Source organism: Williamsia sp. Y721, from assembly GCF_059683565.1.
Window position 1 is genome coordinate 506,199 of record NZ_JCASNH010000001.1, and the last position, 24,710, is coordinate 530,908.

19 protein-coding genes are annotated in these 24,710 nt (G+C 63.4%); 11 read left to right on the top strand and 8 right to left on the bottom strand.

What is annotated here, in order from left to right; all coding sequences use genetic code 11:
- Positions 1-24 precede the first annotated feature (24 nt).
- The 5 genes from AC56PL_RS02225 to AC56PL_RS02245 all read left to right on the top strand — a co-directional run bounded on the left by AC56PL_RS02225 (position 25) and on the right by AC56PL_RS02245 (position 10,295).
- Positions 25-648, top strand: a complete 624-nt coding sequence (locus AC56PL_RS02225; RefSeq protein ID WP_495514791.1) for a hypothetical protein — start codon at positions 25-27, stop codon at positions 646-648.
- Positions 648-1,358: a hypothetical protein gene (locus tag AC56PL_RS02230; RefSeq protein ID WP_497152890.1), complete on the top strand. Its 711-nt coding sequence runs from the start codon at positions 648-650 to the stop codon at positions 1,356-1,358. Before AC56PL_RS02225 ends, AC56PL_RS02230 begins: the two co-directional genes overlap by 1 nt.
- 256 nt (positions 1,359-1,614) lie before the next feature.
- Positions 1,615-5,103, top strand: coding sequence for a DNA-directed RNA polymerase subunit beta (rpoB, locus tag AC56PL_RS02235; RefSeq protein ID WP_497152891.1), 3,489 nt, complete (start codon positions 1,615-1,617; stop codon positions 5,101-5,103).
- A 40-nt stretch (positions 5,104-5,143) separates the two neighbouring features.
- Positions 5,144-9,100: a DNA-directed RNA polymerase subunit beta' gene (locus AC56PL_RS02240; protein ID WP_495514794.1), complete on the top strand. Its 3,957-nt coding sequence runs from the start codon at positions 5,144-5,146 to the stop codon at positions 9,098-9,100.
- Between the two features lie 235 nt (positions 9,101-9,335).
- Positions 9,336-10,295: a hypothetical protein gene (locus AC56PL_RS02245; RefSeq protein WP_495514795.1), complete on the top strand. Its 960-nt coding sequence runs from the start codon at positions 9,336-9,338 to the stop codon at positions 10,293-10,295.
- 95 nt (positions 10,296-10,390) lie between these two features.
- Here AC56PL_RS02245 and AC56PL_RS02250 read toward each other — a convergent pair whose 3' ends face one another.
- Positions 10,391-10,765: a VOC family protein gene (locus tag AC56PL_RS02250; protein ID WP_497152892.1), complete on the bottom strand. Its 375-nt coding sequence runs from the start codon at positions 10,763-10,765 to the stop codon at positions 10,391-10,393.
- Between the two features lie 113 nt (positions 10,766-10,878).
- On the opposite strand from AC56PL_RS02250, the gene AC56PL_RS02255 reads away from it, so the two are divergent.
- From AC56PL_RS02255 to AC56PL_RS02265, 3 genes are all read left to right on the top strand, one after another.
- Positions 10,879-12,033, top strand: a complete 1,155-nt coding sequence (locus AC56PL_RS02255; protein WP_497152893.1) for an NAD(P)/FAD-dependent oxidoreductase — start codon at positions 10,879-10,881, stop codon at positions 12,031-12,033.
- 107 nt (positions 12,034-12,140) lie between these two features.
- Positions 12,141-13,910, top strand: a complete 1,770-nt coding sequence (locus AC56PL_RS02260; RefSeq protein ID WP_497152894.1) for an N-acyl-D-amino-acid deacylase family protein — start codon at positions 12,141-12,143, stop codon at positions 13,908-13,910.
- On the top strand, positions 13,894-14,349 hold the full coding sequence (locus tag AC56PL_RS02265) for a nuclear transport factor 2 family protein (RefSeq protein ID WP_497153549.1): 456 nt from the start codon (positions 13,894-13,896) through the stop codon (positions 14,347-14,349). The genes AC56PL_RS02260 and AC56PL_RS02265 overlap by 17 nt, the downstream gene beginning before the upstream one ends.
- Before the next feature lie 13 nt (positions 14,350-14,362).
- On the opposite strand, the gene AC56PL_RS02270 is transcribed toward AC56PL_RS02265, so the two are convergent.
- From AC56PL_RS02270 to AC56PL_RS02300, 7 genes are all read right to left on the bottom strand, one after another.
- On the bottom strand, positions 14,363-15,160 hold the full coding sequence (locus AC56PL_RS02270) for an SDR family NAD(P)-dependent oxidoreductase (RefSeq protein WP_497152895.1): 798 nt from the start codon (positions 15,158-15,160) through the stop codon (positions 14,363-14,365).
- On the bottom strand, positions 15,111-16,403 hold the full coding sequence (locus AC56PL_RS02275; protein ID WP_497152896.1) for an MFS transporter: 1,293 nt from the start codon (positions 16,401-16,403) through the stop codon (positions 15,111-15,113). Before AC56PL_RS02275 ends, AC56PL_RS02270 begins: the two co-directional genes overlap by 50 nt.
- Positions 16,400-17,740 (bottom strand): LLM class flavin-dependent oxidoreductase, encoded by a 1,341-nt coding sequence (locus AC56PL_RS02280; protein WP_497152897.1) that lies wholly within the window; start codon positions 17,738-17,740, stop codon positions 16,400-16,402. Before AC56PL_RS02280 ends, AC56PL_RS02275 begins: the two co-directional genes overlap by 4 nt.
- A 27-nt stretch (positions 17,741-17,767) precedes the next feature.
- Entirely contained in the window at positions 17,768-18,643 is an 876-nt protein-coding gene (locus AC56PL_RS02285) for an ABC transporter permease (RefSeq protein ID WP_497152898.1), read from the bottom strand.
- On the bottom strand, positions 18,636-19,475 hold the full coding sequence (locus AC56PL_RS02290; RefSeq protein WP_497152899.1) for an ABC transporter ATP-binding protein: 840 nt from the start codon (positions 19,473-19,475) through the stop codon (positions 18,636-18,638). Before AC56PL_RS02290 ends, AC56PL_RS02285 begins: the two co-directional genes overlap by 8 nt.
- Positions 19,472-20,545: an ABC transporter substrate-binding protein gene (locus AC56PL_RS02295; protein ID WP_497152900.1), complete on the bottom strand. Its 1,074-nt coding sequence runs from the start codon at positions 20,543-20,545 to the stop codon at positions 19,472-19,474. Before AC56PL_RS02295 ends, AC56PL_RS02290 begins: the two co-directional genes overlap by 4 nt.
- Positions 20,546-20,690: 145 nt before the next feature.
- A complete protein-coding gene (locus AC56PL_RS02300) occupies positions 20,691-21,449 on the bottom strand; it encodes an IclR family transcriptional regulator (protein ID WP_497152901.1) in 759 nt (252 codons plus the stop codon).
- 215 nt (positions 21,450-21,664) lie between these two features.
- Here AC56PL_RS02300 and AC56PL_RS02305 point away from each other — a divergent pair, with 215 nt between their 5' ends.
- The 3 genes from AC56PL_RS02305 to AC56PL_RS02315 are packed head-to-tail and all read left to right on the top strand — an operon-like array spanning position 21,665 to position 24,679.
- Complete coding sequence (locus AC56PL_RS02305) at positions 21,665-22,621, top strand: TauD/TfdA dioxygenase family protein (RefSeq protein ID WP_497152902.1); 957 nt, start codon at positions 21,665-21,667, stop codon at positions 22,619-22,621.
- A gap of 27 nt (positions 22,622-22,648) precedes the next feature.
- Positions 22,649-23,593 carry a TauD/TfdA dioxygenase family protein gene (locus AC56PL_RS02310; protein ID WP_497152903.1) on the top strand — a complete coding sequence of 315 codons (945 nt, stop codon included), beginning with the start codon at positions 22,649-22,651 and terminating at the stop codon, positions 23,591-23,593.
- Between the two features lie 30 nt (positions 23,594-23,623).
- Positions 23,624-24,679 carry an ABC transporter substrate-binding protein gene (locus AC56PL_RS02315; RefSeq protein WP_497152904.1) on the top strand — a complete coding sequence of 352 codons (1,056 nt, stop codon included), beginning with the start codon at positions 23,624-23,626 and terminating at the stop codon, positions 24,677-24,679.
- The last annotated feature ends 31 nt before the right edge of the window (positions 24,680-24,710 follow it).

Genomic DNA, 24,710 nt, shown 5'->3' on the forward strand with positions numbered 1-24,710 from the left:
AAAAGTGTGTACCTTTGGCGGGCGATGACTACGACTTCGACTTCTGAGCCCGGCGGCAAGCAACATCTCGGTTCGCAGCAACTGTGGCTGCGAGTGTGTGCTGCCCTCGCGGCGGTCGCTCTCGTGGCGGCAGTGGTGTGTGCCGGTGTCTTCGGCTACCGGTGGATCGACTCCGCCTTTTTCGGTGTGCAGAACACTCAGGAGATCCGGGACGATGCACAGGACGGCGCCGAGCAGGTGATTCTCAATGTCACCAACATCGACCCGAAGAATCTGACGGCATTCCGTGAGCAGGTGGACTCGTCGTTGACGGGCAAGGCCCGCACGCAGATCACCGCGGAAGACTTCGAGACGCTCACCACTCAGGTGGACGAGAACGGCGACAACACCGCAACGCTGACGTCCGTGATCAAGCGCAGCGGCGTGGTCGAGTTCAACAAAGAGGACAAGACCGCCAAGGTGCTCGTGTACGTGGATGTCACCAGTGCCGTCCCAGGCGCGGAGCCGGCGACGTCGAACATGGGTTTCTCGGTTGATGTGGTCGACGTCGATGGCGGGTGGAAGGCCTCGGACATCCAATCGATCGACGCGATCGGACTGCAGGATCCGGCCGGCACCACCACCGCCCCGACCACAGGGGGTAACTGATGTCCACTCCACGTAAGCCGGCTCGTCCGAATGCGCCGCGCGGCAAGGTGCGGGTCGCCGGTAGCGGGCCGTCGACCGGCAATGCGGCCGGTCAGGCCGCGGACACCGTCGACGACAAGTCCGTCTCTCTCACGAAGTCGTCCTCATCGGCGAAGGCCTCGCCGAAGGCCGGTCCACGTGCCCCGTCGGCCCCGACTGCCGAGTCGGGATTCCTGACCTGGCGCAAGGTCGTGGTTGTTGCCGGTATCGCGCTGGTGGTCGGGGTGTTTGCGATCATCGCGGCGTTCAAGCCCGGTGTCTCGGAATCCGGATCGAACCTCGCGTTCACCAGTGCATCGGATACCAGCGCGCTCAAGGCGCAGGCCGGCGACCGGATCTGTGCGGTGCTGTCGGTGGATCCCACGAAGTTCGACGACTGGGCCAACAACGCCAAGACCGGTCTCACCGGTGAGGCCTTGACGCAGTTCAACGAGTATCAGACGACCACGAAGGACCTGGCCGCGCAGAGCGGGCAGGGCGCCGAATGCCAGGTCGACATGGTTGCGGTGAGCCATCTGGACGACTCGAATGCGACCGTCATCACCACCATGATCATCAGCAGCACCCAGCAGGGTGTGGCGGTCATGGGTGGACCCGGTCAGGCGCGTACCGAACTCGGCCTACAGAAGATAGATGGCCAGTGGTTGATCAGCCGCATCTCTGACTTTTAACCTCAAAAACCGCGCGTTCCTCTTGACGCGGGGCCTTCTTGGTTGCAGTCTGTTCGCAGTAACTCCGTGGGGTTGTTTACGTGCGCCCATTTTCTGGTACAGTTGGACGTTGCGCTGGCTGCGTCCTGTCCACCTCACGATTTCACCTTCCGACCACAGAGCTTGTGGCGTCCCGGGTGATCGCCGTTGACCAGGTTGTACAGCAGCGAAACACCATTAGGGCACTAACGAGTTATTCGTGTTGGAAGGACATATCTTGGCAGTCACCCGCCAGTCCACCTCAACCATTCCAGGTGCGCCTCGGCGCGCCTCTTTCGCAAAGATCAGCGAGCCACTGGAAGTACCCGGACTGCTTGATGTGCAGCTCGAGTCCTTTGAGTGGTTGGTCGGTTCCGCGGAATGGCGTGAGCGCGCTGCATCTCGCGGCGATGGAAACCCTACCGGCGGCCTGGAGGACATCCTCGCCGAACTGTCCCCGATTGAGGACTTCTCCGGTTCCATGTCGCTGTCTTTCTCCGACCCGCGTTTCGATGAGGTCAAGGCCTCTGTCGCGGAGTGCAAAGACAAAGACATGACCTACGCGGCTCCGCTGTTCGTCACCGCCGAGTTCATCAACAACAACACCGGCGAAATCAAGTCCCAGACAGTGTTCATGGGCGATTTCCCGATCATGACCGACAAGGGCAGCTTCATCATCAACGGCACCGAGCGTGTCGTCGTGAGCCAGCTGGTCCGTAGCCCCGGCGTCTACTTCGATGCGAACATCGACAAGGCCACCGAGAAGACCCTGCACAGCGTCAAGGTCATACCGGGTCGCGGCGCCTGGCTCGAGTTCGACATCGACAAGCGTGACACCGTCGGTGTTCGTATCGACCGCAAGCGTCGCCAGTCGGTCACCGTGCTGCTCAAGGCGCTCGGTTGGACCAAGGAGCAGATCGAGGAGCGCTTCGGCTTCTCCGAGATCATGATGTCGACGCTGGAGAAGGACAACACCGCAGGCACCGACGAGGCCCTGCTCGAGGTCTACCGCAAGCTGCGTCCGGGCGAGCCCCCGACCAAGGAGTCTGCGCAGACCCTGCTGGAGAACCTGTTCTTCAAGGAGAAGCGTTACGACCTGGCCAAGGTCGGCCGTTACAAGGTCAACAAGAAGCTCGGTCTGGTCGAGAACCCGATGGCCGGTGCTCCGGTGCTGACCGAAGAAGACATCGTCGCCACCGTCGAGTACCTGGTGCGTCTGCACGAGGCCGACCCCAACGTCACCAGCACCATGACCGTGCCCGGTGGCGTCGAGGTTCCGGTCGAGGTCGACGACATCGACCACTTCGGCAACCGTCGCCTGCGTACCGTCGGCGAGCTCATCCAGAACCAGATCCGCGTGGGCCTGTCCCGCATGGAGCGTGTTGTCCGCGAACGTATGACGACCCAGGACGTCGAGGCCATCACGCCGCAGACCCTGATCAACATCCGTCCCGTGGTCGCCGCGATCAAGGAGTTCTTCGGAACCTCGCAGCTGTCGCAGTTCATGGACCAGAACAACCCGCTGTCGGGTCTGACCCACAAGCGCCGCCTGTCGGCGCTGGGCCCCGGTGGTCTGTCCCGTGAGCGTGCCGGCCTCGAAGTCCGTGACGTCCACCCGTCGCACTACGGCCGTATGTGCCCGATCGAGACCCCGGAAGGCCCGAACATCGGCCTGATCGGTTCGCTGTCGGTGTACGCACGGGTCAACCCGTTCGGCTTCATCGAGACCCCGTACCGCAAGGTCACCGAGGGTGTCGTCACCGACGAGATCCAGTACATGACCGCCGACGAAGAAGATCGCTTCCTCATCGGTCAGGCCAACACCAATTTCGATGCCAGCGGTGTCATCACGGATGAGCGTGTGCTCGTCCGTAAGAAGGGCGCCGAGGTCGAGTTCGTGACGTCGAGCCAGGTCGAGTACCTCGACGTCAGCCCGCGTCAGATGGTGTCCGTGGCCACGGCCATGATCCCGTTCCTCGAGCATGACGATGCCAACCGTGCCCTGATGGGTGCCAACATGCAGCGTCAGGCGGTGCCGCTGGTTCGCAGCGAGTCGCCGTTGGTCGGTACCGGCATGGAGCTCCGTGCTGCTGTCGACGCCGGTGACGTGATCCTGACGCCGAAGAACGGTGTTGTCGAAGAGGTTTCCGCCGACTACATCACCGTGATGGCAGACGACGGCACCCGTGACACCTTCCAGATGCGCAAGTTCGCACGCTCGAACCAGGGCACCTGTGCCAACCAGCGTCCGATCGTGGACGAGGGTCAGCGGGTCGAGGTCGGACAGGTCCTCGCCGATGGACCTTGCACCGAGAACGGTGAGATGGCCCTCGGAAAGAACCTTCTCGTGGCGATCATGCCGTGGGAAGGCCACAACTACGAGGACGCGATCATCCTGAGCCAGCGTCTCGTCGAAGAGGACGTGCTCACCTCGATTCACATCGAAGAGCATGAAATCGACGCGCGCGACACCAAGCTCGGTGCCGAGGAGATCACCCGGGACATCCCGAACGTCTCCGATGAGGTGCTCGCCGATCTCGACGAGCGCGGCATCATCCGCATCGGTGCCGAGGTCCGCGACGGCGACATCCTGGTCGGAAAGGTCACGCCGAAGGGCGAGACCGAGCTGACCCCGGAAGAGCGTCTGCTGCGTGCCATCTTCGGTGAGAAGGCCCGCGAAGTTCGCGACACCTCGCTCAAGGTTCCGCACGGTGAGACCGGCAAGGTCATCGGCATCCGCGTCTTCTCGCGTGATGACGACGACGATCTGCCTCCCGGTGTCAACGAGCTGGTCCGGGTGTACGTGGCCCAGAAGCGCAAGATCCAGGACGGCGACAAGCTCGCCGGCCGCCACGGCAACAAGGGCGTCATCGGCAAGATCCTGCCCGCCGAGGACATGCCCTTCCTGCCTGACGGCACCCCGGTCGACATCATCCTGAACACCCACGGTGTGCCGCGACGTATGAACATCGGTCAGATCCTGGAGACCCACCTCGGGTGGATCGCCAAGACCGGCTGGAACATCAACGTCGCCGAGGGCGTGCCGGAGTGGGCGTCGCGTCTGCCCGAGGACATGCTCTCGGTCGAGGCCGGCACCAACACCGCCACCCCGGTGTTCGACGGCGCTCGCGAAGAGGAACTGACGGGCCTGCTGGCCTCGACGCTTCCGAACCGCGACGGCGAGGTGATGGTCAACGCTGACGGCAAGGCCACATTGTTCGACGGTCGTAGTGGCGAGCCGTTCCCGTACCCGGTCTCGGTCGGTTACATGTACATCATCAAGCTGCATCACTTGGTCGACGACAAGATCCACGCGCGTTCGACCGGGCCGTACTCGATGATCACCCAGCAGCCACTCGGTGGTAAAGCTCAGTTCGGTGGTCAGCGTTTCGGTGAGATGGAGTGCTGGGCCATGCAGGCCTACGGTGCGGCGTACACGCTGCAGGAGCTTCTGACCATCAAGTCGGACGACGTTGTCGGCCGCGTGAAGGTCTACGAGGCAATCGTCAAGGGCGAGAACATCCCGGAACCGGGTATCCCCGAATCGTTCAAGGTGCTGCTGAAGGAACTTCAGTCGCTGTGCCTGAACGTCGAGGTACTCAGCTCCGACGGTGCCGCCATCGAGATGCGTGACGGCGACGACGAGGACCTGGAGCGGGCTGCGGCCAACCTGGGTATCAACCTCTCGCGCAACGAAGCCGCCACCGTCGATGACCTGGCCAACTGATCACCCAGCTTTTTCTGACTGAGCTACTGAAAGGTAAATAGTGCTCGACGTCAACTTTTTCGATGAACTGAAGATTGGCCTGGCCACCGCCGACGACATCCACAACTGGTCGTTCGGAGAGGTGAAGAAGCCGGAGACGATCAACTACCGCACGCTCAAGCCCGAGAAGGATGGCTTGTTCTGCGAGAAGATCTTCGGTCCCACCCGGGACTGGGAGTGCTACTGCGGCAAGTACAAGCGTGTCCGCTTCAAGGGCATCATCTGTGAGCGTTGCGGCGTCGAGGTCACTCGCGCCAAGGTGCGTCGTGAGCGGATGGGTCACATCGAGCTGGCCGCACCGGTCACCCACATCTGGTACTTCAAGGGTGTGCCGAGCCGGTTGGGTTACCTGCTCGACCTGGCGCCGAAGGATCTCGAGAAGATCATCTACTTCGCTGCCTACGTGATCACCGCTGTGGACGACGAACTGCGCCACAACGAGAAGTCCACGCTCGAGGCCGAGATGGAGGTCGAGAAGAAGGGTGTCGCAGACACTCGGGATTCCGACCTCGAAGAGCGCGCCAAGAAGCTCGAAGAGGACCTGGCAGAGCTGGAGCGCGAAGGCGCCAAGGCCGATGCCCGTCGCAAGGTGAAGGATGCCGGCGAGCGCGAGATGCGCCGTATCCGTGACACCGCGCAGCGCGCCCTCGACGATCTCGATGAGATCTGGGACAAGTTCGTGAAGCTTGCTCCCAAGCAGATGATCATCGACGAGAAGCTGTACCGCGAGATCCAGGACCGCTACGGCGAGTACTTCACCGGAGCCATGGGTGCCGAGGCCATCAAGCGTCTGCTCGAGGACTTCGACATCGCCGCCGAGGTCGAGATCCTGCGTGACACGATCCGCAACGGCAAGGGGCAGAAGAAGCTCCGCGCCCTCAAGCGGCTCAAGGTCGTGGCAGCGTTCCACCGGTCGGGCAACTCGCCGCTGGGTATGGTCCTCGACGCTGTGCCGGTGATCCCGCCGGAGCTGCGTCCGATGGTCCAGCTCGATGGTGGCCGCTTCGCGACCTCCGACCTGAACGACCTGTACCGTCGCGTGATCAACCGCAACAACCGCCTCAAGCGACTGATCGATCTCGGTGCCCCCGAGATCATCGTCAACAATGAGAAGCGGATGCTGCAGGAGTCCGTCGACGCACTGTTCGACAACGGCCGTCGTGGCCGTCCGGTCACCGGACCGGGTAACCGCCCGCTGAAGTCGTTGAGCGATCTGCTCAAGGGCAAGCAGGGTCGTTTCCGTCAGAACCTGCTCGGCAAGCGCGTCGACTACTCGGGCCGTTCGGTCATCGTCGTCGGCCCGCAGCTCAAGCTGCATCAGTGTGGTCTGCCCAAGCTGATGGCACTCGAGCTGTTCAAGCCGTTCGTGATGAAGCGTCTCGTCGATCTGAACCAGGCGCAGAACATCAAGTCCGCCAAGCGGATGGTCGAGCGTCAGCGCCCGGCCGTGTGGGACGTCCTCGAAGAGGTCATTGCCGAGCACCCGGTTCTGCTGAACCGTGCGCCGACCCTGCACCGCTTGGGCATCCAGGCATTCGAGCCCCAGCTGGTGGAAGGCAAGGCCATCCAGCTGCACCCGCTCGTGTGTGAGGCCTTCAACGCCGACTTCGACGGTGACCAGATGGCAGTTCACCTGCCGCTGTCCGCCGAGGCGCAGGCCGAGGCCCGCATCCTGATGCTGTCGTCGAACAACATCCTGTCGCCGGCATCGGGCCGTCCGCTCGCCATGCCGCGTCTGGACATGGTGACCGGTCTGTTCCACCTGACCACGCTCAAGCCCGAGGCGGTCGGCGCGTACAGCGCATCGACCGGCGACGACGTCGAGCGCGGCGTCTACTCGACGCCGTCCGAGGCTCAGATGGCCGTCGACCGTGGCGTGCTCAGCGTTCAGGCTCCGATCAAGGTCCGGCTGACGCACCAGCGTCCGACCCGGGCGATCGAGCGGGAGCAGTTCCCGGAGGGCTGGAAGTTCGGCACCCCGTGGATCATCGAGACCACTTTGGGTCGCGTGCTGTTCAACGAGCTCCTGCCGAACGATTACCCGTTCGTCAACGAGCAGATGCCGAAGAAGCGTCAGGCCACGATCATCAACGACATGGCCGAGCGCTACCCGATGATCGTTGTCGCGCAGACCGTCGACAAGCTCAAGGACGCCGGTTTCCACTGGGCCACCCGCTCGGGTGTCACCATCGCGATGTCCGACGTGCTCGTGTCGCCGAACAAGGGTGAGATCCTCGAAAGGTACGAGGATCGGGCCGATGGTCTGGAGCGCAAGTTCCAGCGTGGTGCCCTGACCGCTGCCGAGCGTCGTGACGCTCTGGTGGAGATCTGGAAACAGGCCACCGAAGAGGTCGGCACCGACATGGAGCGTCACTACCCCGACGACAACCCGATCCCGATGATCGTGCAGTCCGGTGCCGCGGGCAACATGACCCAGATTCGCTCGCTTGCGGGTATGAAGGGTCTGGTGACGAACCCGAAGGGTGAGTTCATCCCGCGTCCGATCAAGTCCTCGTTCCGTGAGGGTCTGACCGTCGCCGAGTACTTCATCAACACGCACGGCGCCCGTAAGGGTCTGGCCGACACCGCGCTTCGTACCGCCGACTCGGGTTACCTGACCCGTCGTCTGGTGGACGTCTCGCAGGACGTCATCGTGCGTGAGACCGACTGTGGCACCGAGCGTGGCATCAACACGATCATCGCCGAGAAGCAGGCCGATGGCTCGCTGATCCGTGACGCTCACGTCGAGACGTCAACGTTCGCAAGGACATTGGCCACCGACGCGATCGACGAAAACGGCAAGGTCATCATCAACCGTGGATTCGATCTCGGTGATCCCGCGATCGAGGCTCTGCTCGAGGCCGGCATCTCGCAGGTGAAGGTCCGTTCGGTCCTGACCTGTGGCACCGGCACCGGTGTCTGCGCCACGTGTTACGGACGGTCGATGGCCACCGGCAAGCTCGTCGACATCGGTGAGGCCGTCGGTATCGTCGCGGCCCAGTCGATCGGTGAGCCCGGTACCCAGCTGACCATGCGTACGTTCCACCAGGGTGGTGTCGGTGACGACATCACCGGTGGTCTGCCGCGTGTCCAGGAGCTGTTCGAGGCCCGTGTCCCCAAGGGCAAGGCCCCGATCGCCGAGGTTTCCGGACGCATTCGCCTGGAAGACGATGATCGCTTCTACAAGATGACGATCATCCCGGACGACGGCTCGGAAGAGGTCATCTACGACAAGATCTCGAAGCGTCAGCGTCTGCGCGTGTTCAAGCATGAAGACGGCAGTGAGCGTCTGCTCGCCGACGGCGATCATGTCGAGGTCGGCCAGCAGCTCATGGAAGGTGCTGCCGATCCGCACGAGGTGCTGCGCGTGATGGGTCCCCGTCAGGTGCAGGTCCACCTGGTCAACGAGGTCCAGGAGGTCTACCGGAGCCAGGGTGTGTCGATCCACGACAAGCACATCGAGACGATTGTTCGTCAGATGCTGCGTCGTGTGACGATCATCGATTCCGGTGCCACCGAGTTCCTGCCCGGCTCGCTCACCGAGCGTGCCGACTTCGAAGCGGCCAACCGTCGCGTCGTGGCCGAAGGTGGCGAGCCCGCTGCCGGACGTCCGGTGCTCATGGGTATCACCAAGGCATCGCTCGCAACCGAGTCCTGGTTGTCGGCGGCGTCGTTCCAGGAGACCACTCGCGTGCTCACCGATGCGGCCATCAACAGCCGTAGCGACAAGCTCGTCGGCCTCAAGGAGAACGTGATCATCGGTAAGCTCATCCCGGCCGGAACCGGTATCAACCGGTACCGGAACATCCAGGTGCAGCCGACCGAAGAAGCACGTGCAGCTGCGTACGCGGTGCCGTCTTACGACGACACCTACTACAGCCCGGACGGCACCTTCGGTGCCCCGTCGGGTGCGGCTGTCCCGCTGGACGATTACGGTTTCAGCAGCGACTACCGCTAGGTAAACGCAACCAAAAGCGGGCGCTCCCTTTCGAGGGGGCGCCCGCTTTTTTGTGTTGATACCCCCACCCCCAAATTCGCGCCACTTACCTGCGTTCGCGCCGGTTGCAACCGGCGCATGTGTTGGCAAGTGGCGCGAATTCGGTTGTGCACAGGGGCGGTTCCTATCCACAGGCTGGGCGACTGGGCCTCGTGTGAGCGCGGTTTCGGTCGGTGCCGCCGCTGAAGGTCGGTGCATGAGCGAACCCAACATCGAAGACCCCAACCTCGTCCGTCGCCGTGATGCAGTCCAGATCGGCGAACTCGACCGGCAGCTGGCCACCCGCGTCAAGACAGGTGAGATACGCCGCTTGTACCGCGGCTTCTACACCTTCAGCGCAGATCTGGCTGCGCTCGATCGTTTTGTGCGCGAAAGGGAGATCTATCGGCGGCAGGTCCTCGCGGCGGCCGACAATGGCGAGCCGGGCAAGGCGATCAGTCACTGGTCTGCCGCAGTCCTGCACGGACTACCGGCGCTTGATGGTGACCAAACCCGGGTCCACTTCACTGCAAACCGAATCGGGGGAGGCCACCGGAAGGGCCGGGCATGTGTCGTGCACGGGGCAAAATGGGAGCCCGACGAGGTGGTCACGGTTGGTGAGTTCCTGGTGACCTCGCCGGCGAGGACGGCAATCGATGTCGCGCGCTGCGGGACGTTCTTTCAGGCGGTGTGTGTGCTCGATGGTGCGATGTACGCGGGCGTGTCGCGATCCGAGCTCGAGACCGTTTTACGACGTAGCGCAGGGAGGACCGGCGTCTCGATTGCTCGCGCAGCACTCGCGGTGGCCGACGGGAAGTCCGAGAGCATTGGTGAATCCCTCTCTCGCGCATTGATGTTGAGCTTCGGTGACATACCGGTTCCACGTCTGCAGCACGAGTTCCTGACCCCCGATGGAACTTTTGTGGCCCGCACCGATTTCGACTGGGATGGTCTGGTGGCCGGCGAGTTCGACGGCTACGCGAAATACATCCGCTACCTCCGTCCCGGTGAAACGACTGAGCAGGCGTACGAGCGGGAGAAGTGGCGTGAGCAGAGGCTGCGTCGTATAGGGGTCTTTGTCGTGCGCTGGAACTGGCGCGATCTGGAGAAGCCGGAACGTCTGCACCGGATCTTGGTGGAGGCGCTGACCGTACACGGCCTGATGGCTGCTGCCTGACCCCAAATTCGCGCCACTTACCTGCGTTCGCGCCGGTTGCAACAGGCGCGAACGCAGGCAAGTGGCGCGAATTTGGGAAGGGTGGGGGACGGGGGTCAGGCGTTGTCGCGGTAGGGCAGGTACTGGACGGACCAGCGGTTGCCGTCGGGGTCGTCGAAGTAGACGAAGTGACCCCAGGGCTGGATTTGTACTTCTCCCGGGTCGACGCCGACCGAGAGGAGATGGTCGCGGGCCTTGTTGATGTCGGAGACACAGACCATCAGGCCTTTCACCGACCCGGGTTCGCCGTCGACGATTCCTTTGCCGAAAGCGATGGAGCAGGCCGATCCGGGTGGGGTCATCTGCACAAAACGGATGTCCTCGGACACGGTGTGGTCGTGGTCGGGGTTGAAGCCGATCTTTTCGTAGAAGTCCTTCGTCCGGTCGACGTCGGTGACCGGCAACGTGATGACTTCGAGTGTCCAGTCCATGATTTTCCTCCTGATTGCGGGCTCTTCGGGGACTGAAATCAGCTTCCCAGCAATTGCGGACAGTTTTGGTCCGTTGAGGTTCACGGATCTCGAATTCGGGTACGCGACCACATATGGACAGCAGCGACGTACTGATCATCGGTAGTGGACCCGGCGCGATCGGCGCAGCAGAGGGTTACCGGGACAACGGTGGCAGCGCGCATGTTCTGATGGTCACGACCGACGCCGATGCCCCCTACTTTCGTCCGCCCCTCAGCAAGGACTTTCTGCAGGGGGCGAGCGAGTTCGATGACATCACCCAGCATCCGCAACCGTGGTACGCCGACCGGGACATCGAAATGCGCACGGCCACATCGGTTGTCGGACTGGACGTCGACGCCCGGACCGCAAAACTGTCGACAAGCGAGACCGTCGACTTCGGCACCGTGATCGTGGCGACGGGTGCCAGGCCGGCGACGATGCCTGTGCCCGGCGCCGCGAATGCGCTGATACTGCGGTCGTTCGCCGAGGCCAGGGCCCTGCGCACCACCGCGCAGCAGGCCGGTTCGGCGGTGGTCATCGGTGCGGGTTTCATCGGATGCGAGGCGGCTGCATCGTTGTCGGCGCGGGGGATCACGACCACTCTCGTCGCGCCGTCACAGGTGCCCCAGGCACGACGGCTCGGTCCCGACGCCGGCAGAAAGATACTCGGGATGCTCGAAGATTCCGGTGTTCGATACGTCGGCGGGGCGACGGTCACCCGACTCGATGACGGGGTCGTGACCTTGGACGACGGCGTACGGATCGACACCGACCTGATCCTCGCGGCCACCGGCATCACGCCCTGCGTCGACATTGCGCAGGACGCGGGGCTGGCCACAGAACAGGGCCGGATCGTCGTCGACGAACACATGCGCACCAGTGCGGACGGCGTCTTTGCGGTCGGTGATGTAGCTGTCGCCCACAATCCGACGGCCGGACGCCGGATCGCGACCGAGCACTGGCAGGACGCCGCCGATCAGGGGGAAGTCGCCGGTGCCACGGCCGCCGGTGTCGAACGATCGTGGGATGCGGTTCCCGGTTTCTGGACCACCATCGGCGAACACACCCTCAAGTACGCCGCCTGGGGTGATGGCTTCGACAACGCCCATCTGATCGAACGCGACGGCGGATTCGTGGTCTGGTACCAGAGTGACGGAGTCACCGTCGGAGGTCTGACCTACAACAGCGACGAGGATTACGAGTTGGCCGAAAAGCTCGTCGCCGAACACAAACCGGCACCGGCCTGACGGCCCCCATCGAGGATCATTTGCACTATGCCAACGAGGTTCGGCAACTTGCCACCAGCTTGGTGATTCGGCTGACGTGACTTGCCGGCCTGGGTTGTAATCCGTCCATGACCTACGACACCGTGATTCGTCGCGGGCGGTGGTTCGACGGCACCGGCTCCGCGTCAGAGATCCGCGACATCGGGATCCGCGATGGCCGCATTGTCGAGATCTCCGCTGAACCTCTCGACGCGGACGGTTGCTCCGACGTCATCAACGCATCCGGTTTGTGGGTCCTGCCCGGGATGGTCGACATCCACACCCACTACGACGTGGAGGTGCTCGGAGGGCCGGAGCTGAGCGAATCGCTGCGCCACGGCGTCACCACGGTGTTGTTGGGCTCCTGCTCGCTGTCGACGATCCACGTGGACGCCGATGTTGCCGGTGACCTGTTCGGGCGGGTCGAGGCGATCCCGCGGCAACATGTCATCTCGAACATCGAACAACACAGAACATGGCGGACCGCGGGCGAGTACGTCGAGGCGCTCGAGTCCCTCGCCCTTGGCCCCAATGTCGCGGCCTTCATCGGGCACTCCGACATCCGCGCCGCGACGATGGGCCTCGACCGCGCCACCCGAGGCGATGTCAGGCCCACACCTGCGGAGCAACTCCGAATGGAACGCATGCTCACCGAGGCGCTGGATGCGGGCTTCCTGGGGTTGTCCTCGCAGCAGCTCCTTTTCGATAAACTCGACGGCGATGTCTGCCGGTCCCGGACGCTCCCGTCCACGTATGCGAAGCGGCGCGAGTTGCGGAAGCTCAACGCGATCCTGCGAAGCCGCAAGCGCGTCCTACAGACCGGGCCCGACATCTCACGCCCACTCAACGTGCTGTCGCAGGTGCTCACGTCACTGGGATGGGTTCGGCCACAACTGAAGACGAGCTTGCTCTCGGCGGCCGACATCAAGGCCCGCCCGGAGGTCATCCACGCCATGGGTCCCATCGCCAGGGGAGTGAACCGACTCGGCGCCGACTTCCGGTGGCAGCACCTGCCCGTTCCGTTCGAGGTGTACGCCGACGGTATGGAACTCGCCGTGTTCGAGGAGTTCGGATCCGGCGCGGCAGCGCTGCACCTGCAGGACGAGATCGATCGCAATGAGCTGATGCGCGATGAGGGTTACCGCCGCGCCTTCCGCAAGGACTACGACAAAAAGTACGGACCCCGCGTCTGGCATCGGGACTTCTTCGACGCCGAGATCGTCGAGTGCCCGGATCCCGCTGTGGTCGGGAAGACGTTCGGGCAGGTGGGTGTCGACCGCGGCGGGGTTCACCCGGTCGACGCGTACCTCGACCTCCTTCTCGAGCACGGGACGAAGGTGCGTTGGCGCACAACCATTTCCAATCACCGTCCCGAGCTCCTCAAGAAGCTGGCGAAGGAGCCGGGGATCCAGATCGGATTCTCCGACGCGGGCGCACACCTGCGGAGTATGGCGTTCTACAACTTCGGACTGCGACTGCTACGGCACGTGCATTCGGCCGCCGAAGCCGGTGAACCGTTCATGACGGTCGAACATGCGGTGCATCGGCTGACCGGCGAGCTCGCCGACTGGTATGGGATCGATGCCGGACACCTGCGCGTCGGTGACCGGGCCGACCTGTTCCTCCTCGACCCCGAGCATCTGGACGCCTCGCTCGAGGACTACCAGGAGGCCGAGGTCGAGCAGTTCGGAGGGCTGTCGCGGATGGTCAACCGCAACGACAGCACCGTCCGCGCCGTCATGGTGGGCGGTGAGACGGTGTTCACCGGAGGCCGTCCGGCAGAGGTGCTCGGACACAAGAGGTTCGGCCGTTTCCTACCCGCGAGAACAACTGAAAAGAGGTCTGAGCGTGTCAGATGACAACAAGTCCACAGTCCTGGGTCTCTGGGCAGCATTGAGCAAACGGGACTGGGAGGGGGTCAAGGGATTCGTGTCCGACGACTGCATCTACGTCGACATGCCGCTCGGACCCGCCGCCGCGGCGCGTGGGCCCGACGACATAGTCAAGCGGCTCAAGGTGGGCCTGGAGCCACTGTCCGACTACAGCAACCACGACGGTCTCCTGATCTCCAGCGGCCCCGACGTGATGTACGAGCACAGCGAGACCTGGACCTGGCCCACCGGCGAGACCGCCACACTGGCCTTCGTGACGATTCACAAGGTGTCGGGCGGCAAGATCACCCTGTGGAAGGACTACTGGGACTTCGGCGGGTTGGCATCCACCGCTCCGTCGGACTGGACGGAAAAGCTGGCCGCCTCCGACATGTCCTGGATGTACGACGCCACCGGACAGATTTGATGGCGAGCGGGCCTCAGTAGTACACCGACCCCGGCACACCGCCACCGACGGCGATCGCGTCCCCGGTGATGCCGATGCTGCGTGGCGACGCCAGGAAGGTCACCACGTCGGCGACCTCGCTGGCATCGACGATCCGCCGGATGGAGTTGGTGGCCAACGCATCTTCCAGTTCCGCGACGGGGGTGCCGGTCTCCGCCGACTGGGCGGCCAGTTGCTCGTCGAGCCGGGCGGTCCGGGTGCGACCGGGATGGACGACGGTGACGTTGATGCCGTGCGGCCCCAGTTCGTCGGCCAGGTTCTTGGTCAACGCCGACACACTGACGTTACGAATGGTCTGGGCGATCGAGTTCGCCTGTCGCGCACCGAGACCGCTGATGTTGATGATGCGGCCCCACCCCTGGTCGATGAGGTGCGGCGCAACGGCCCGCGCGGTGCGCAGGTAGCCGAGGACCTTGATCTCGACCTCGCGACGAACGACGTCGTCGGTGGTCGCGGCGAAGTCGGTCGGCGCACCTGCGCTCCACGGGGTCGCCGCCGAGTTCACCAGGATGTCGACGCCACCCAGCGCTGCAACCGTGCGAGCCACCAGATTCTGGACGGAGGCGTCGTCGCCGGTGTCGACAGGGATGGCCAAGATCCGCCGACCGGAACGTTCGGCGATGTCGGCGGCGGACTTCTCGAGCGCCTCGATACCGCGGGCGGCGATCACCACGTCGGCGCCTTCGGCGGCCAGCGCCCCCGCGATCGCCAATCCGATGCCCTTACTGCCGCCGGTGACTATCGCTCGTTTTCCGGTCAATGCCAGGTCCATCGATTCGCTCCTTGTGTTTGTTGGTACGGGTGTATTTCGGAACATACTTGCCAAGGAGTCCGGCGCCCGCCGCGGAAAGTCCTGCTGCGGCAAATGCTGCGGCCGACAAGGGGAAGACCGCTGCCGACACCGCGACCGACAGCGGGCCGGCCAAAAATCCCGCATCGTGGGTCAACCGCCACGCGGCAAGGAATTCGGCCCGCCCCGACCCCGGTGCGACATCGGCGCCGATGGTCATGATCACCCCGTTCCCGAATCCGTTTCCGATGCCCATCACGACGGCAACAGCGGCGAAACCAGCGGCGGTCGAGGTGAGGGGAAGCGTCAGATACGCCACCGCGAGCACCACGATCGACGGGATGGCCACAAACGTGCGCCCGAAGCGATCCATCAGATGTCCGGCGGGGTACGCGCACAATACGTCCGCCGCGGCGCCGACGCCGAACAACAGGCTCGCCACAGCGGGGGACAATCCGATGTGGTTGGCCCACAACGGCAGTATCGCGTCTCGCGAGCTGCGGGCCACTCCGAGCAGTAGCGATCCGGCACCGAGGGTGGCCAGCAGACGGCCGTGTTCGGAGAACACCCCTCGCAAGCTCCGCGGTGAGGCCACGGCACCGGCGCCTGGTGGATCCGGCAACCGCGCCATCATCAGTCCGGCGACGATGATGGCCGCCAGTTGAACGACAAATCCGCCCCTGGACCCCATCAGCACGATTGCGCCTGCCCCCACCAGCGGCCCGACGAAGAACCCGAACCGCATCGCCCCGCCGAACAACGACATCGCCCTCGCGCGCCAGGCGAACGGCACTGCCAGCGACAAATAGTTCTGTCGCGCCAAACCCCAGACTGCGTTGGCCAGACCCACGAGGAGGATTCCAAAGGCCAACAGCCACAGGGTGTTCACCAACAGACAGGTGAGTGCGCCTGCCGCCGCAACCGAACTGGCGGCGATGATCGACCGTCGTTCACCGATCCTCGCCACGATCTGCCCCGAACAGGTATCGCCGATGACCTGTCCGAGCCCGACGATGGCCACCATCAGCCCGGCGACCGCAACTGAGGCGCCGAGCTCGAGGGCGGACAGCACCATCACCGGTGCTGCCGCCCCCTGCCCGATCCCGTAGGCGGCGGCAGGCAGATAGACCGTACCGGCCAGTGACCGCAGTGGGCGCTCGACCGAACCCTGTCCAATCGGGTCCGCAGGCTTCGTCTCCGGCTCGGGGTCGCCGAGTGACGTCATGCCGACGTGGACACAGTCTCCCGAACCCGAGTGCCGCTCGACGGCAGCTCGATGCCGTAGTGCCCACGCAATGTCGAGGCGGTGTAGTCCTCACGGAATCGCCCGCGCGCCTGCAGGATCGGCACCACGTGGTCGACGAAGTCCTCGAGTCCGCCGGGCAGGTACGGCGGCATCACGTTGAAGCCGTCGGCGGCGCCTGCGTCGACCCAGTCGATCAGGTTGTCGGCGATCTGTTCGGGCGTACCGGCGATGCTGCGGTGACCGCGACCTCCGCCGAGGCGCCCGATGAGTTCGCGAATCGTCAGATTGCCGTTGGCGGCGAGCTGGCGGACCAGTGTCGACCTGCTCTTGTGGCCCTCGATCTCGGACTCCGGTGGTAGATCGGGGAGCTGGGCGTCGAGTGAGAGCCCGGTGAGGTCGACGTTGAAGAAGTTCGAGAGCTGGCCGAGCGCATAGTCCGGGGAGATCAGGTCGGTGAACTCCCGCTCGAGGTCAAGGGCCTCTTTCTCGGTGCTCCCGATGAACGGCACGATGCCGGGGAGGATCTGTAGATCATCGAGACTTCGGCCGTAGCGCGCCAGTCGGCCCTTCAGGTCGCGGTAGAAGTCCTGGCCCTCGGTGATGGTGCGCTGGGCGGTGAACACCACCTCGGCGTACCGGGCGGCGAGTTCTTTGCCGTCTTCCGACGATCCGGCCTGGACCAGCACCGGCCTTCCCTGCGGAGATCGCGGAGAGTTCAGCGGACCGCGTACCGAAAAGTGCTCGCCCACATGGTGGATCGGGCTGACCAGATCTGGATTCGCGAACTCGGCCCGCTCGACGTCGAGCACCACGGCATCGTCGTCCCAGCTGTCCCAGAGTCGATTGACGACGTCGACGAACTCCTGGGCCCGCCGGTATCGGCCGGCGTGATCGGGGATCGCGTCGTAGCCGAAGTTCAGTGCTTCCAGTTCCTGTCCCGACGTCACAATGTTCCAGCCTGCCCGCCCCCCGCTGATGTGCTCAAGTGATGCGAAGGCCCTGGCCAGTGTGTACGGATGGTTGTAACCCGTTGAGGCAGTCGCGATCAGCCCGACCTTGCTGGTCCCACCGGCGATGGCGGAGAGCAAAGTGATCGGTTCGAAAATCGCCTGAGTGTTCCGGCGGATGTTGGGACCGACAGCCAGGCCGTCCGCGAAGAACACGGAGTCGAGGCGACCGCGTTCGGCGATCTGGCCGAGCCTGACGAAATGGCCGACGTCGAGGATGTCCTGTTCGTCCGTCCTCGGATGGCGCCAGGCGGCCTCGTGGTGCCCGACTCCCATCAAGAAGGCGTTCAGATGTAGTTGACGAGACATGATGAGTTCCTTTGTTGTGAGAGTGATTCAGACGTTGGCGGGTGTGCGCCAACGGGAGAACCGACGTTCGAACAGAACCAGGACGAAGTTGAAGGCCAACCCGACCAGGGCGATGGTGAGGATGCCCGCGTACATCTGCGGGATCTGGAAGTTCAACTGGCTGGCCATGATCAGGTAACCCAGCCCTGACCGCGCACCGACCATCTCGGCGGCGATCAACACCAGGATCGACGCGGCCGCCGACAGTCGGATGCCGGTGAAGATGGTGGGCAGCGCGGCCGGCAGGATCACCTTCTGGAACAGCCGATAGGAGGGAAGTCCCAGGGAGCGAGCGGATTTGATCAACAGCGGGTCGACGGTCCGGACCCCGGAGATCGTATTGAGCAGGATGGGGAAGACGCAGGCGTAGATCACCAGCGCCACCTTCGAGGTCTCGCCGATGCCCAGGATGAGGACAAAGACCGGCAGCAGGGCGAGAGCGGCGGTGTTGCGGAACAACTCGAGTACCGGGTTGAGATATTGCGCCACCGGTCGGTACCAACCGATCACGATGCCGAGCGGCACCGCAACGATCACGGCGATCACAAAACCTTTGAGAGCTCGGCTAAGGCTGGCGGAGATGTGCTCCCACAATTGGCCGCTCTCGGCCAGATCCACCAGTGCTTTCACCACCACCGAGAACTCCGGCAGGAACGTCCGGTCGACGAGTCCTGCGCGTGGTGCTATCTCCCAGAAGGCGATCAGCAATGCCAGCGCGATCGTCGAACGAAAGATCCACTTGCCTGATGTGGTTGCCCCACTGAATATTTGGCGGCCCGGCGATTGGGTCGAGGGCTGCGCCGAGTCGGATGGTGCCTCGACCGGTGCTGCGGTTACTGCCTTCTCCAACGTGACACTAGACATGGGTTCCTGCTCCGATCAGTGGAATGGTCGAGCTCCGCTGCGCTTCGTCTCCGCGGGAAGTGTTCTGGACTTCAGGCCGCAACGACAGCCAGATGCGGTGCCGGTAGTCACGGAATTGTTCGGACGACCGGATGTCGTCGACTGCCTCGCGGTCGATACTGATCGAGAGGACTTCCTTGATCCGGCCCGGACGTTCGGTGAGCACGGCGACCCGTTGGCCGAGGTAGATGGCTTCGTCGATGCCGTGTGTGATGAACAGGATCGTTTTGCCGGTCGCCCGCCAGATGCGAAGAAGCTCGTCCTGCAACGATTCTCGGGTCTGCGCGTCGAGCGCGGCGAACGGTTCGTCCATCAGTAATACCTCGGGGTCGTACGCGAGGCTCCTCGCGATCGCCACGCGCTGTTTCATGCCACCCGAGAGCTCATGTGGATAGTGGTCGGCGAATCCGCCCAGACCGACCAACCCGAGGTACTCGTCGGCGATCGCGCGGCGCTGCCTGCGGGAGATCCCTTTGGCCTCCAGCCCGAACTCGATGTTGGCGCGGGCTGTGCGCCACGGCAGGAGAGCGTACTGCTGAAAGACCACGCCGCGGTCCAGGCCCGGACCCGTGATGGGTTTGCCGTCGAGCAGGATCTCGCCGGCGGTCGGCGTGGTGAGCCCGCCCACCAGGTCGAGAAGCGTGGACTTGCCACTGCCACTTGGCCCGACGAGCACCAGGAACTCACCTTCGGGGGATGCGATGCTGATGTCGTCGATGGCTACGAAGTCGGGCTTTCCGGTGGAGGAGAACGACTTTCGCACGCCTCGCAGTTCCAGTTTCGGAGTGGTCATCGCGCTGCCACCACCGCTTGGCCGTCGGGGCCCGAGTCTGGCTGGTATGTGCCGTCGGAATAGGGGTTGTCGGCGTTGGTGTACAGATCGTCCGGTGTCAGCTGACCTTCATCCAACTCGTTGTTGCGGACGAGCCAATCGATCCAGAGCTGGAACTCTTCTGGCTTGATGACTCCGCCGGGGGTCGGTATGGACGAGCTCTGCCAGTAGTCGGCCAGTGCGGGGTCTTCACCTTTTCCGCGTTTGGTGATGATGTCCTTGTATCGGGCGACCACCTCGTCGCGCGGTGTCACCTGCGTCCAGCGAATGGCGCGGGCCGTGCCCTGGACGAAGTCCTTGACGGCCTCCGGGTTCTTCTCGATGAAGTCATCGCGCAGGACGAGGCTGCCGTAGCTGAAGTCTCCGAATACCGCATCGGTGAACAGCTCCCGTAGACCGCCTGTTTCGAGAGCCTTGTCGCGGAAGATGTTGTTGAAGGCCCCGACGTCGATCTGTCCTTGACGAAGTGCGGATTCGGTGTTGATGGGCGGTACGACGAGCAGTTGCACCGATGTGATCTCCTCTTTCGAAAGCCCCTCGCGGGCAAGCCATTCACGAATGACGAACTCGGAGTGCGCCCCTAGTGTGTTGATGCCGACCTTTTTGCCGATCAGGTCGCGCGCACCGCGGATCGGGGATCCTTCGGCGACATAGAATCCGTTGTACGTCTTGTCATCGGCGCCGTAGTAGTCGACAACCGCCGTGATGGGCGAGCCGGCTGACTTCAGCTTGACGATGGCACCGTTGAAGGCCCCACCGAAGTCGGAATCCCCAGTCGCTGTGGCCTGAATCGATTGGGGCCCACTGGTTGTCTCACCGACTGATTTGATCGATACCTTGGTGAAGTAGCCCAGATCGGCCGCCAGCTCCGGGAACTGTACGGTGGCAGGCGAACCGAGGTAGCGCAGCTCCGTCTTGCCGTCTGCGGTGACGGTTGCCTCGTCGGACGAACCGCAGGCGGCAGCGCTCACTCCGACGGTCAATGCAAGTGCGGCTGCGACAATTACGCGCCACTTGTGAATGTGACTCACTGCTTTCCTTTCGATTTGTCCGATTTATTGATGCGTTCGAGAACAACGTCTGAATACGGACACAGAATTGGTGTATGGACCGATTCTCAGGCTCGGACCCCCTGGCCTCAACAACGTATTTCACATTGTGGAAGATTTGCCACGATTAAATCGTGGCGCGTATAAGTTGATCGATGTTGGTCCGTATCGGACCCTCGGCCACCACACCGCGCAGCAATTCGGCGGTCTGCCGCATCGCGGGATGGATCTGGTTGATCAGTTCATGGTTGAGCCGAACACTTCGTGCTTGTACGCCGATGGATGCCCGGACCTGACCGTCGGCGTCGAACACCGGTACCGCGATCGCGGTGACGCCGTCCGCGGAGGACACCGAGTAACCGCGCCGTCGTGATGCCTGTACGTCGGGAATGGCCGCGATACGCCGGTCCCGACGTTGACCGAAGGCCACAATCGCTTGCCCCATCGCGCTGTCCTCGAGCTTGGACCGGCGGCTCGGCAACTGATGATCGCAGAACATCGATGGCGGCCGTGCTGAATAGACCGTGACGGCCTCGCTGTGCTCAACAACCCCGAGGCTGGCGGTGATCCGGATTCCTGACGACAAACCGTGCAGGTGAGGGGCCGCGGCATCGACGTCGATCTGGCGGGCCGCTGTGTGTGCGAGCGCGGTGATCCCGTCGCCGATCCGGTACGAACTCGGCCCTTCCCGTGCCAGCAGCCGGCCACGGACAAGCGCCTGTGCGATGCGGTGCGTCGTGCTCACCGGCAGGTCAACACGGCCCGCCAGTTCGCTGATCGTGAGCGAGCGTTCCGCACCTTCCATCGCGTACAGCACCGAGATCGCGCGCTCGACCGACTGCGATCCGGTTCGCCCCGATTGCTCCGTCCCGGTCAGTTCGGTCACCTGGTCCTCCCCCCTGGAGTGTGCGTGCAGTCCTTGGTTGACATGGTGGTGCCCCCGCCGCCCGCCGCATACATTTGTGCGCGCAGTGAACCTATCTAGCCAGGGATTTCACATTGTGGAAGGCATCCTTGCCATCAACTGCACCCTCGATGATCAATTGAGTTCCATCACAGAAAGCGGATGGTCCGCCTATCGAATAAAGAATGGAAAAGCAAATGACGGCAGTTATCAACAGCGGGGAATCGGTGGCGACCAGGTTGTCGGTGGAGCCGATTGCCGGTTATATCGGTGCCGAGGTTTCGGGAGTGAGTCTGACCGAGGACTTCGATGTGCGGGCGCAACAAGAACTTCGGGACGCGCTGTATGAGTACAAGGTCTTGTTCTTTCGGGATCAGAAGATCGATCATGCGCAGCAGATCCGGTTCACGAAGTATTTCGGACCGGTGACCGATGCACATCCGCTCGGGTACACCGACAAGTCACCGGATGGTTATCCTGAAGTGCTGGAGGTGGATTCACGCACCTACGCCAGCCGGAGTGGTTCGCGGCGATACAGCTACGCCAACTTCTGGCACCAGGACGTCACAGCGCTGATCAATCCTCCGGCGGTGACCGTCCTGCGGGCCGAACTGGTTCCCGAGGTCGGCGGTGATACGACGTGGGCGGATCTCGGTGCGGCATACGACAACCTGCCGTCCTCGCTGCAGGGGTTCCTTGAAGGTCTGTACGCCGAGAACCGGTTCGGAGGGCGCGAAAAGCGCTGGGAGAGTGGCTCTGAGTCCGAGGCGCTGACCACTCAGACCCCGATCATCAGCGAACATCCTGTTATCCGTGTGCATCCGGTCACCGGCCGGCGGCTGATCTACGTCAACCCGGGATTCACCAGCCGGATCCTCGGTGTCAGCCCGTCGCAGAGCGACCGGATCCTGGACCTGCTGTTCGGGGAGATCACCAACCCGGCCATCACCGTCCGAGTTCGCTGGACGCCCGACAGCATCGGTGTCTGGGACAACCGGGCGACCATCCACCAGGCCCCGACCGACCTGGATCATCTCGACGTCGTTCGCGTTCTGCACCGCACCACCGTGGAAGGTGATGTGCCCGAAGGGGTTGGCGGCAAGCAGTCCCGATCCGTTTCGGGTGAACCATTCTTCGCGCGCAAGAGCGCCTGAGAAACAACCAGAAAGGCACCAACAGCCATGACGATCACCGAGAACATCAGCGAGAACACCACCCGGGCCGATCTCCGGTTCTTTCCCGTCGCCGGACACATCGGAGCCGAGGTTGACGGAATCGACTTGCGAGACCCCCTGACGCCGGAGCAGTCCCGGGCCCTGACGAAGGGTCTGCACCACTACAAGGTGCTGTTCTTTCGCGATCAGGACATCGATCATGCTCAGCAGATCGCGTTTTCGCGCACCTTCGGCCGGGTCACGGCATCACACCCCTACGACGATGATGCGCCCACCGAGTTCCCCGAGATCCTGAAGGTCGACAACCGGGACTACGAACGCAAGTTCGGGATCAAGGCAGCCAGCTACACCAATGAATGGCACACGGATGTAACGGCTTTGGTGAATCCGCCGGCCGTGACGATCTTGCGTGCCGACGTCACACCGGTGCGCGGGGGCGACACCAGTTGGACCAACCTGGCTGCTGCCTACGAAGGACTTCCGGACTCGCTGAAGGAACTCGTCGACGGACTGCGGGCCGAGCACCGTTTCGGTGGCAGGCACCCGATCTTCAAGTCCGACAGCAGCTATGGAGAGAAGGTGAGCAAGGCCCCGCTGATCAGTGAGCACTCGGTGGTGCGGGTCCACCCGGTGACAGGGGAGCGGATTCTGTTCGTCCAGCCCGGATTCACGAACCGGATCATCGGATTCAGCAGGCGGCAGAGTGATGCGCTCCTCGATCTGCTGTTCGAGGAGGTGTCCAGGCCGGCGTATACGGTGCGTTTCCGGTGGCTGCCGGGCAGCATCGCGGTCTGGGACAACCGTGCGACGGCACATCTGGCGCCGGGCGACATCAATCATCTGGACGTGACGCGGACGCTGTACCGCACCACCATCGAAGGTGATGTCCCGGTCGGCGTCGACGGCCGTCCATCGGTGTCCATCTCCGGCGAACAGTTCATCGGCTCATAGGCCGCGCCCACACTGACAGAGAGAAGTCCCATGACCAATCGACCACAGGTCGCCACCAGCACCGTTGTCGCGGTGCTTGCCGCCATCACGATGCTGCTCGCGTCGTGTTCGTCGGGAGCCACCGCCGAGGTGGGTGAGGACGGCAAGGTCTCGGTGCGCTACCAGGGGTGGGCGTCGCAGGTCGGATGGTCAGAACTCGCCGAATCACTCGGGTACTTCCAGAAGGTCAAACTCGAGTGGGTCGGCGACACAACCAGTGGGCCACAGGACATTCAGGCGGTCGCAACCGGTGAGGTCGATACCGGCGGCGCGTTCAACGGCTCGGTCGCCAAGCTCCAGCAGGCCGGGTCGGAGGTGACCGGGGTTCTCTCGACCAACGGGTCCGATGATCAGACGTTCCACGGCTACTACTCCCTGGAGGGCAGTGGTATCGAGACAGCGCAGGACCTGGTGGGAAAGACGTTCGGCATCAACACCCTTGGCGCCTATCACGAGTACGCCATCAAACAGTGGCTGCATCGTGAAGGTGTTTCGGACGACGACATCAAGAAGGTGGCGCTCACCGTGGTGCCGCCGATCAACACCGAACTGGCGCTCCGTCAGGGTCGGATCGAGGCCGGTAACCTCGGGACGATCTTCAAAGACGTTGCCCTGGAGAAGGGTGGCCTGCACGAAATCTTCCGGGACACGGACCTGATCGGCAGCCTCTCCATCGCCACACAGGTCTTCCGGGACGACTACATCGCCGAGAATCCAGAAGTGGTCGGGGACTACGTGCAGGGCGTCTCACGCGCGATCCGGTGGGCGCAACTGCGTCCACGGGAAGAAGTCGTCAACCGATTCGTCGAGATCATCGACGCCCGCGGTCGCAATGAGAACACCGAGTTCGTGAAGAAGTGGAAGAGTCCGGGAATTCCGGTGCCGGGCGGCGTGATCAAACCCGAAGAGTTCACCGTCTGGGTGGACGAAGCGGTTCGACTCGGTGAGCTTCCGACCGGAATCAAGGTGGAGGAGCTCTACACCAACGATTTCAATCCGTACGCGAACGGAACGTATCCGCCGGACTCGAATGAGGACGGTGTGTAGACACACACATCGCGGGGTGGTCAGGCGTCTG

Excerpts from the sequence above, each read along its gene's own strand:
- AC56PL_RS02225 (WP_495514791.1), top strand. The coding sequence starts at position 25 with ATGACTACGACTTCGACTTCTGAGCCCGGCGGCAAGCAACATCTCGGT.
- AC56PL_RS02230 (WP_497152890.1), top strand. The coding sequence starts at position 648 with ATGTCCACTCCACGTAAGCCGGCTCGTCCGAATGCGCCGCGCGGCAAG.
- AC56PL_RS02245 (WP_495514795.1), top strand. The coding sequence starts at position 9,336 with ATGAGCGAACCCAACATCGAAGACCCCAACCTCGTCCGTCGCCGTGAT.
- AC56PL_RS02250 (WP_497152892.1), bottom strand. The coding sequence starts at position 10,765 with ATGGACTGGACACTCGAAGTCATCACGTTGCCGGTCACCGACGTCGAC.
- AC56PL_RS02255 (WP_497152893.1), top strand. The coding sequence starts at position 10,879 with ATGGACAGCAGCGACGTACTGATCATCGGTAGTGGACCCGGCGCGATC.
- AC56PL_RS02260 (WP_497152894.1), top strand. The coding sequence starts at position 12,141 with ATGACCTACGACACCGTGATTCGTCGCGGGCGGTGGTTCGACGGCACC.
- AC56PL_RS02270 (WP_497152895.1), bottom strand. The coding sequence starts at position 15,160 with ATGGACCTGGCATTGACCGGAAAACGAGCGATAGTCACCGGCGGCAGT.
- AC56PL_RS02275 (WP_497152896.1), bottom strand. The coding sequence starts at position 16,403 with ATGACGTCACTCGGCGACCCCGAGCCGGAGACGAAGCCTGCGGACCCG.
- AC56PL_RS02280 (WP_497152897.1), bottom strand. The coding sequence starts at position 17,740 with ATGTCTCGTCAACTACATCTGAACGCCTTCTTGATGGGAGTCGGGCAC.
- AC56PL_RS02285 (WP_497152898.1), bottom strand. The coding sequence starts at position 18,643 with ATGTCTAGTGTCACGTTGGAGAAGGCAGTAACCGCAGCACCGGTCGAG.
- AC56PL_RS02290 (WP_497152899.1), bottom strand. The coding sequence starts at position 19,475 with ATGACCACTCCGAAACTGGAACTGCGAGGCGTGCGAAAGTCGTTCTCC.
- AC56PL_RS02305 (WP_497152902.1), top strand. The coding sequence starts at position 21,665 with ATGACGGCAGTTATCAACAGCGGGGAATCGGTGGCGACCAGGTTGTCG.
- AC56PL_RS02310 (WP_497152903.1), top strand. The coding sequence starts at position 22,649 with ATGACGATCACCGAGAACATCAGCGAGAACACCACCCGGGCCGATCTC.
- AC56PL_RS02315 (WP_497152904.1), top strand. The coding sequence starts at position 23,624 with ATGACCAATCGACCACAGGTCGCCACCAGCACCGTTGTCGCGGTGCTT.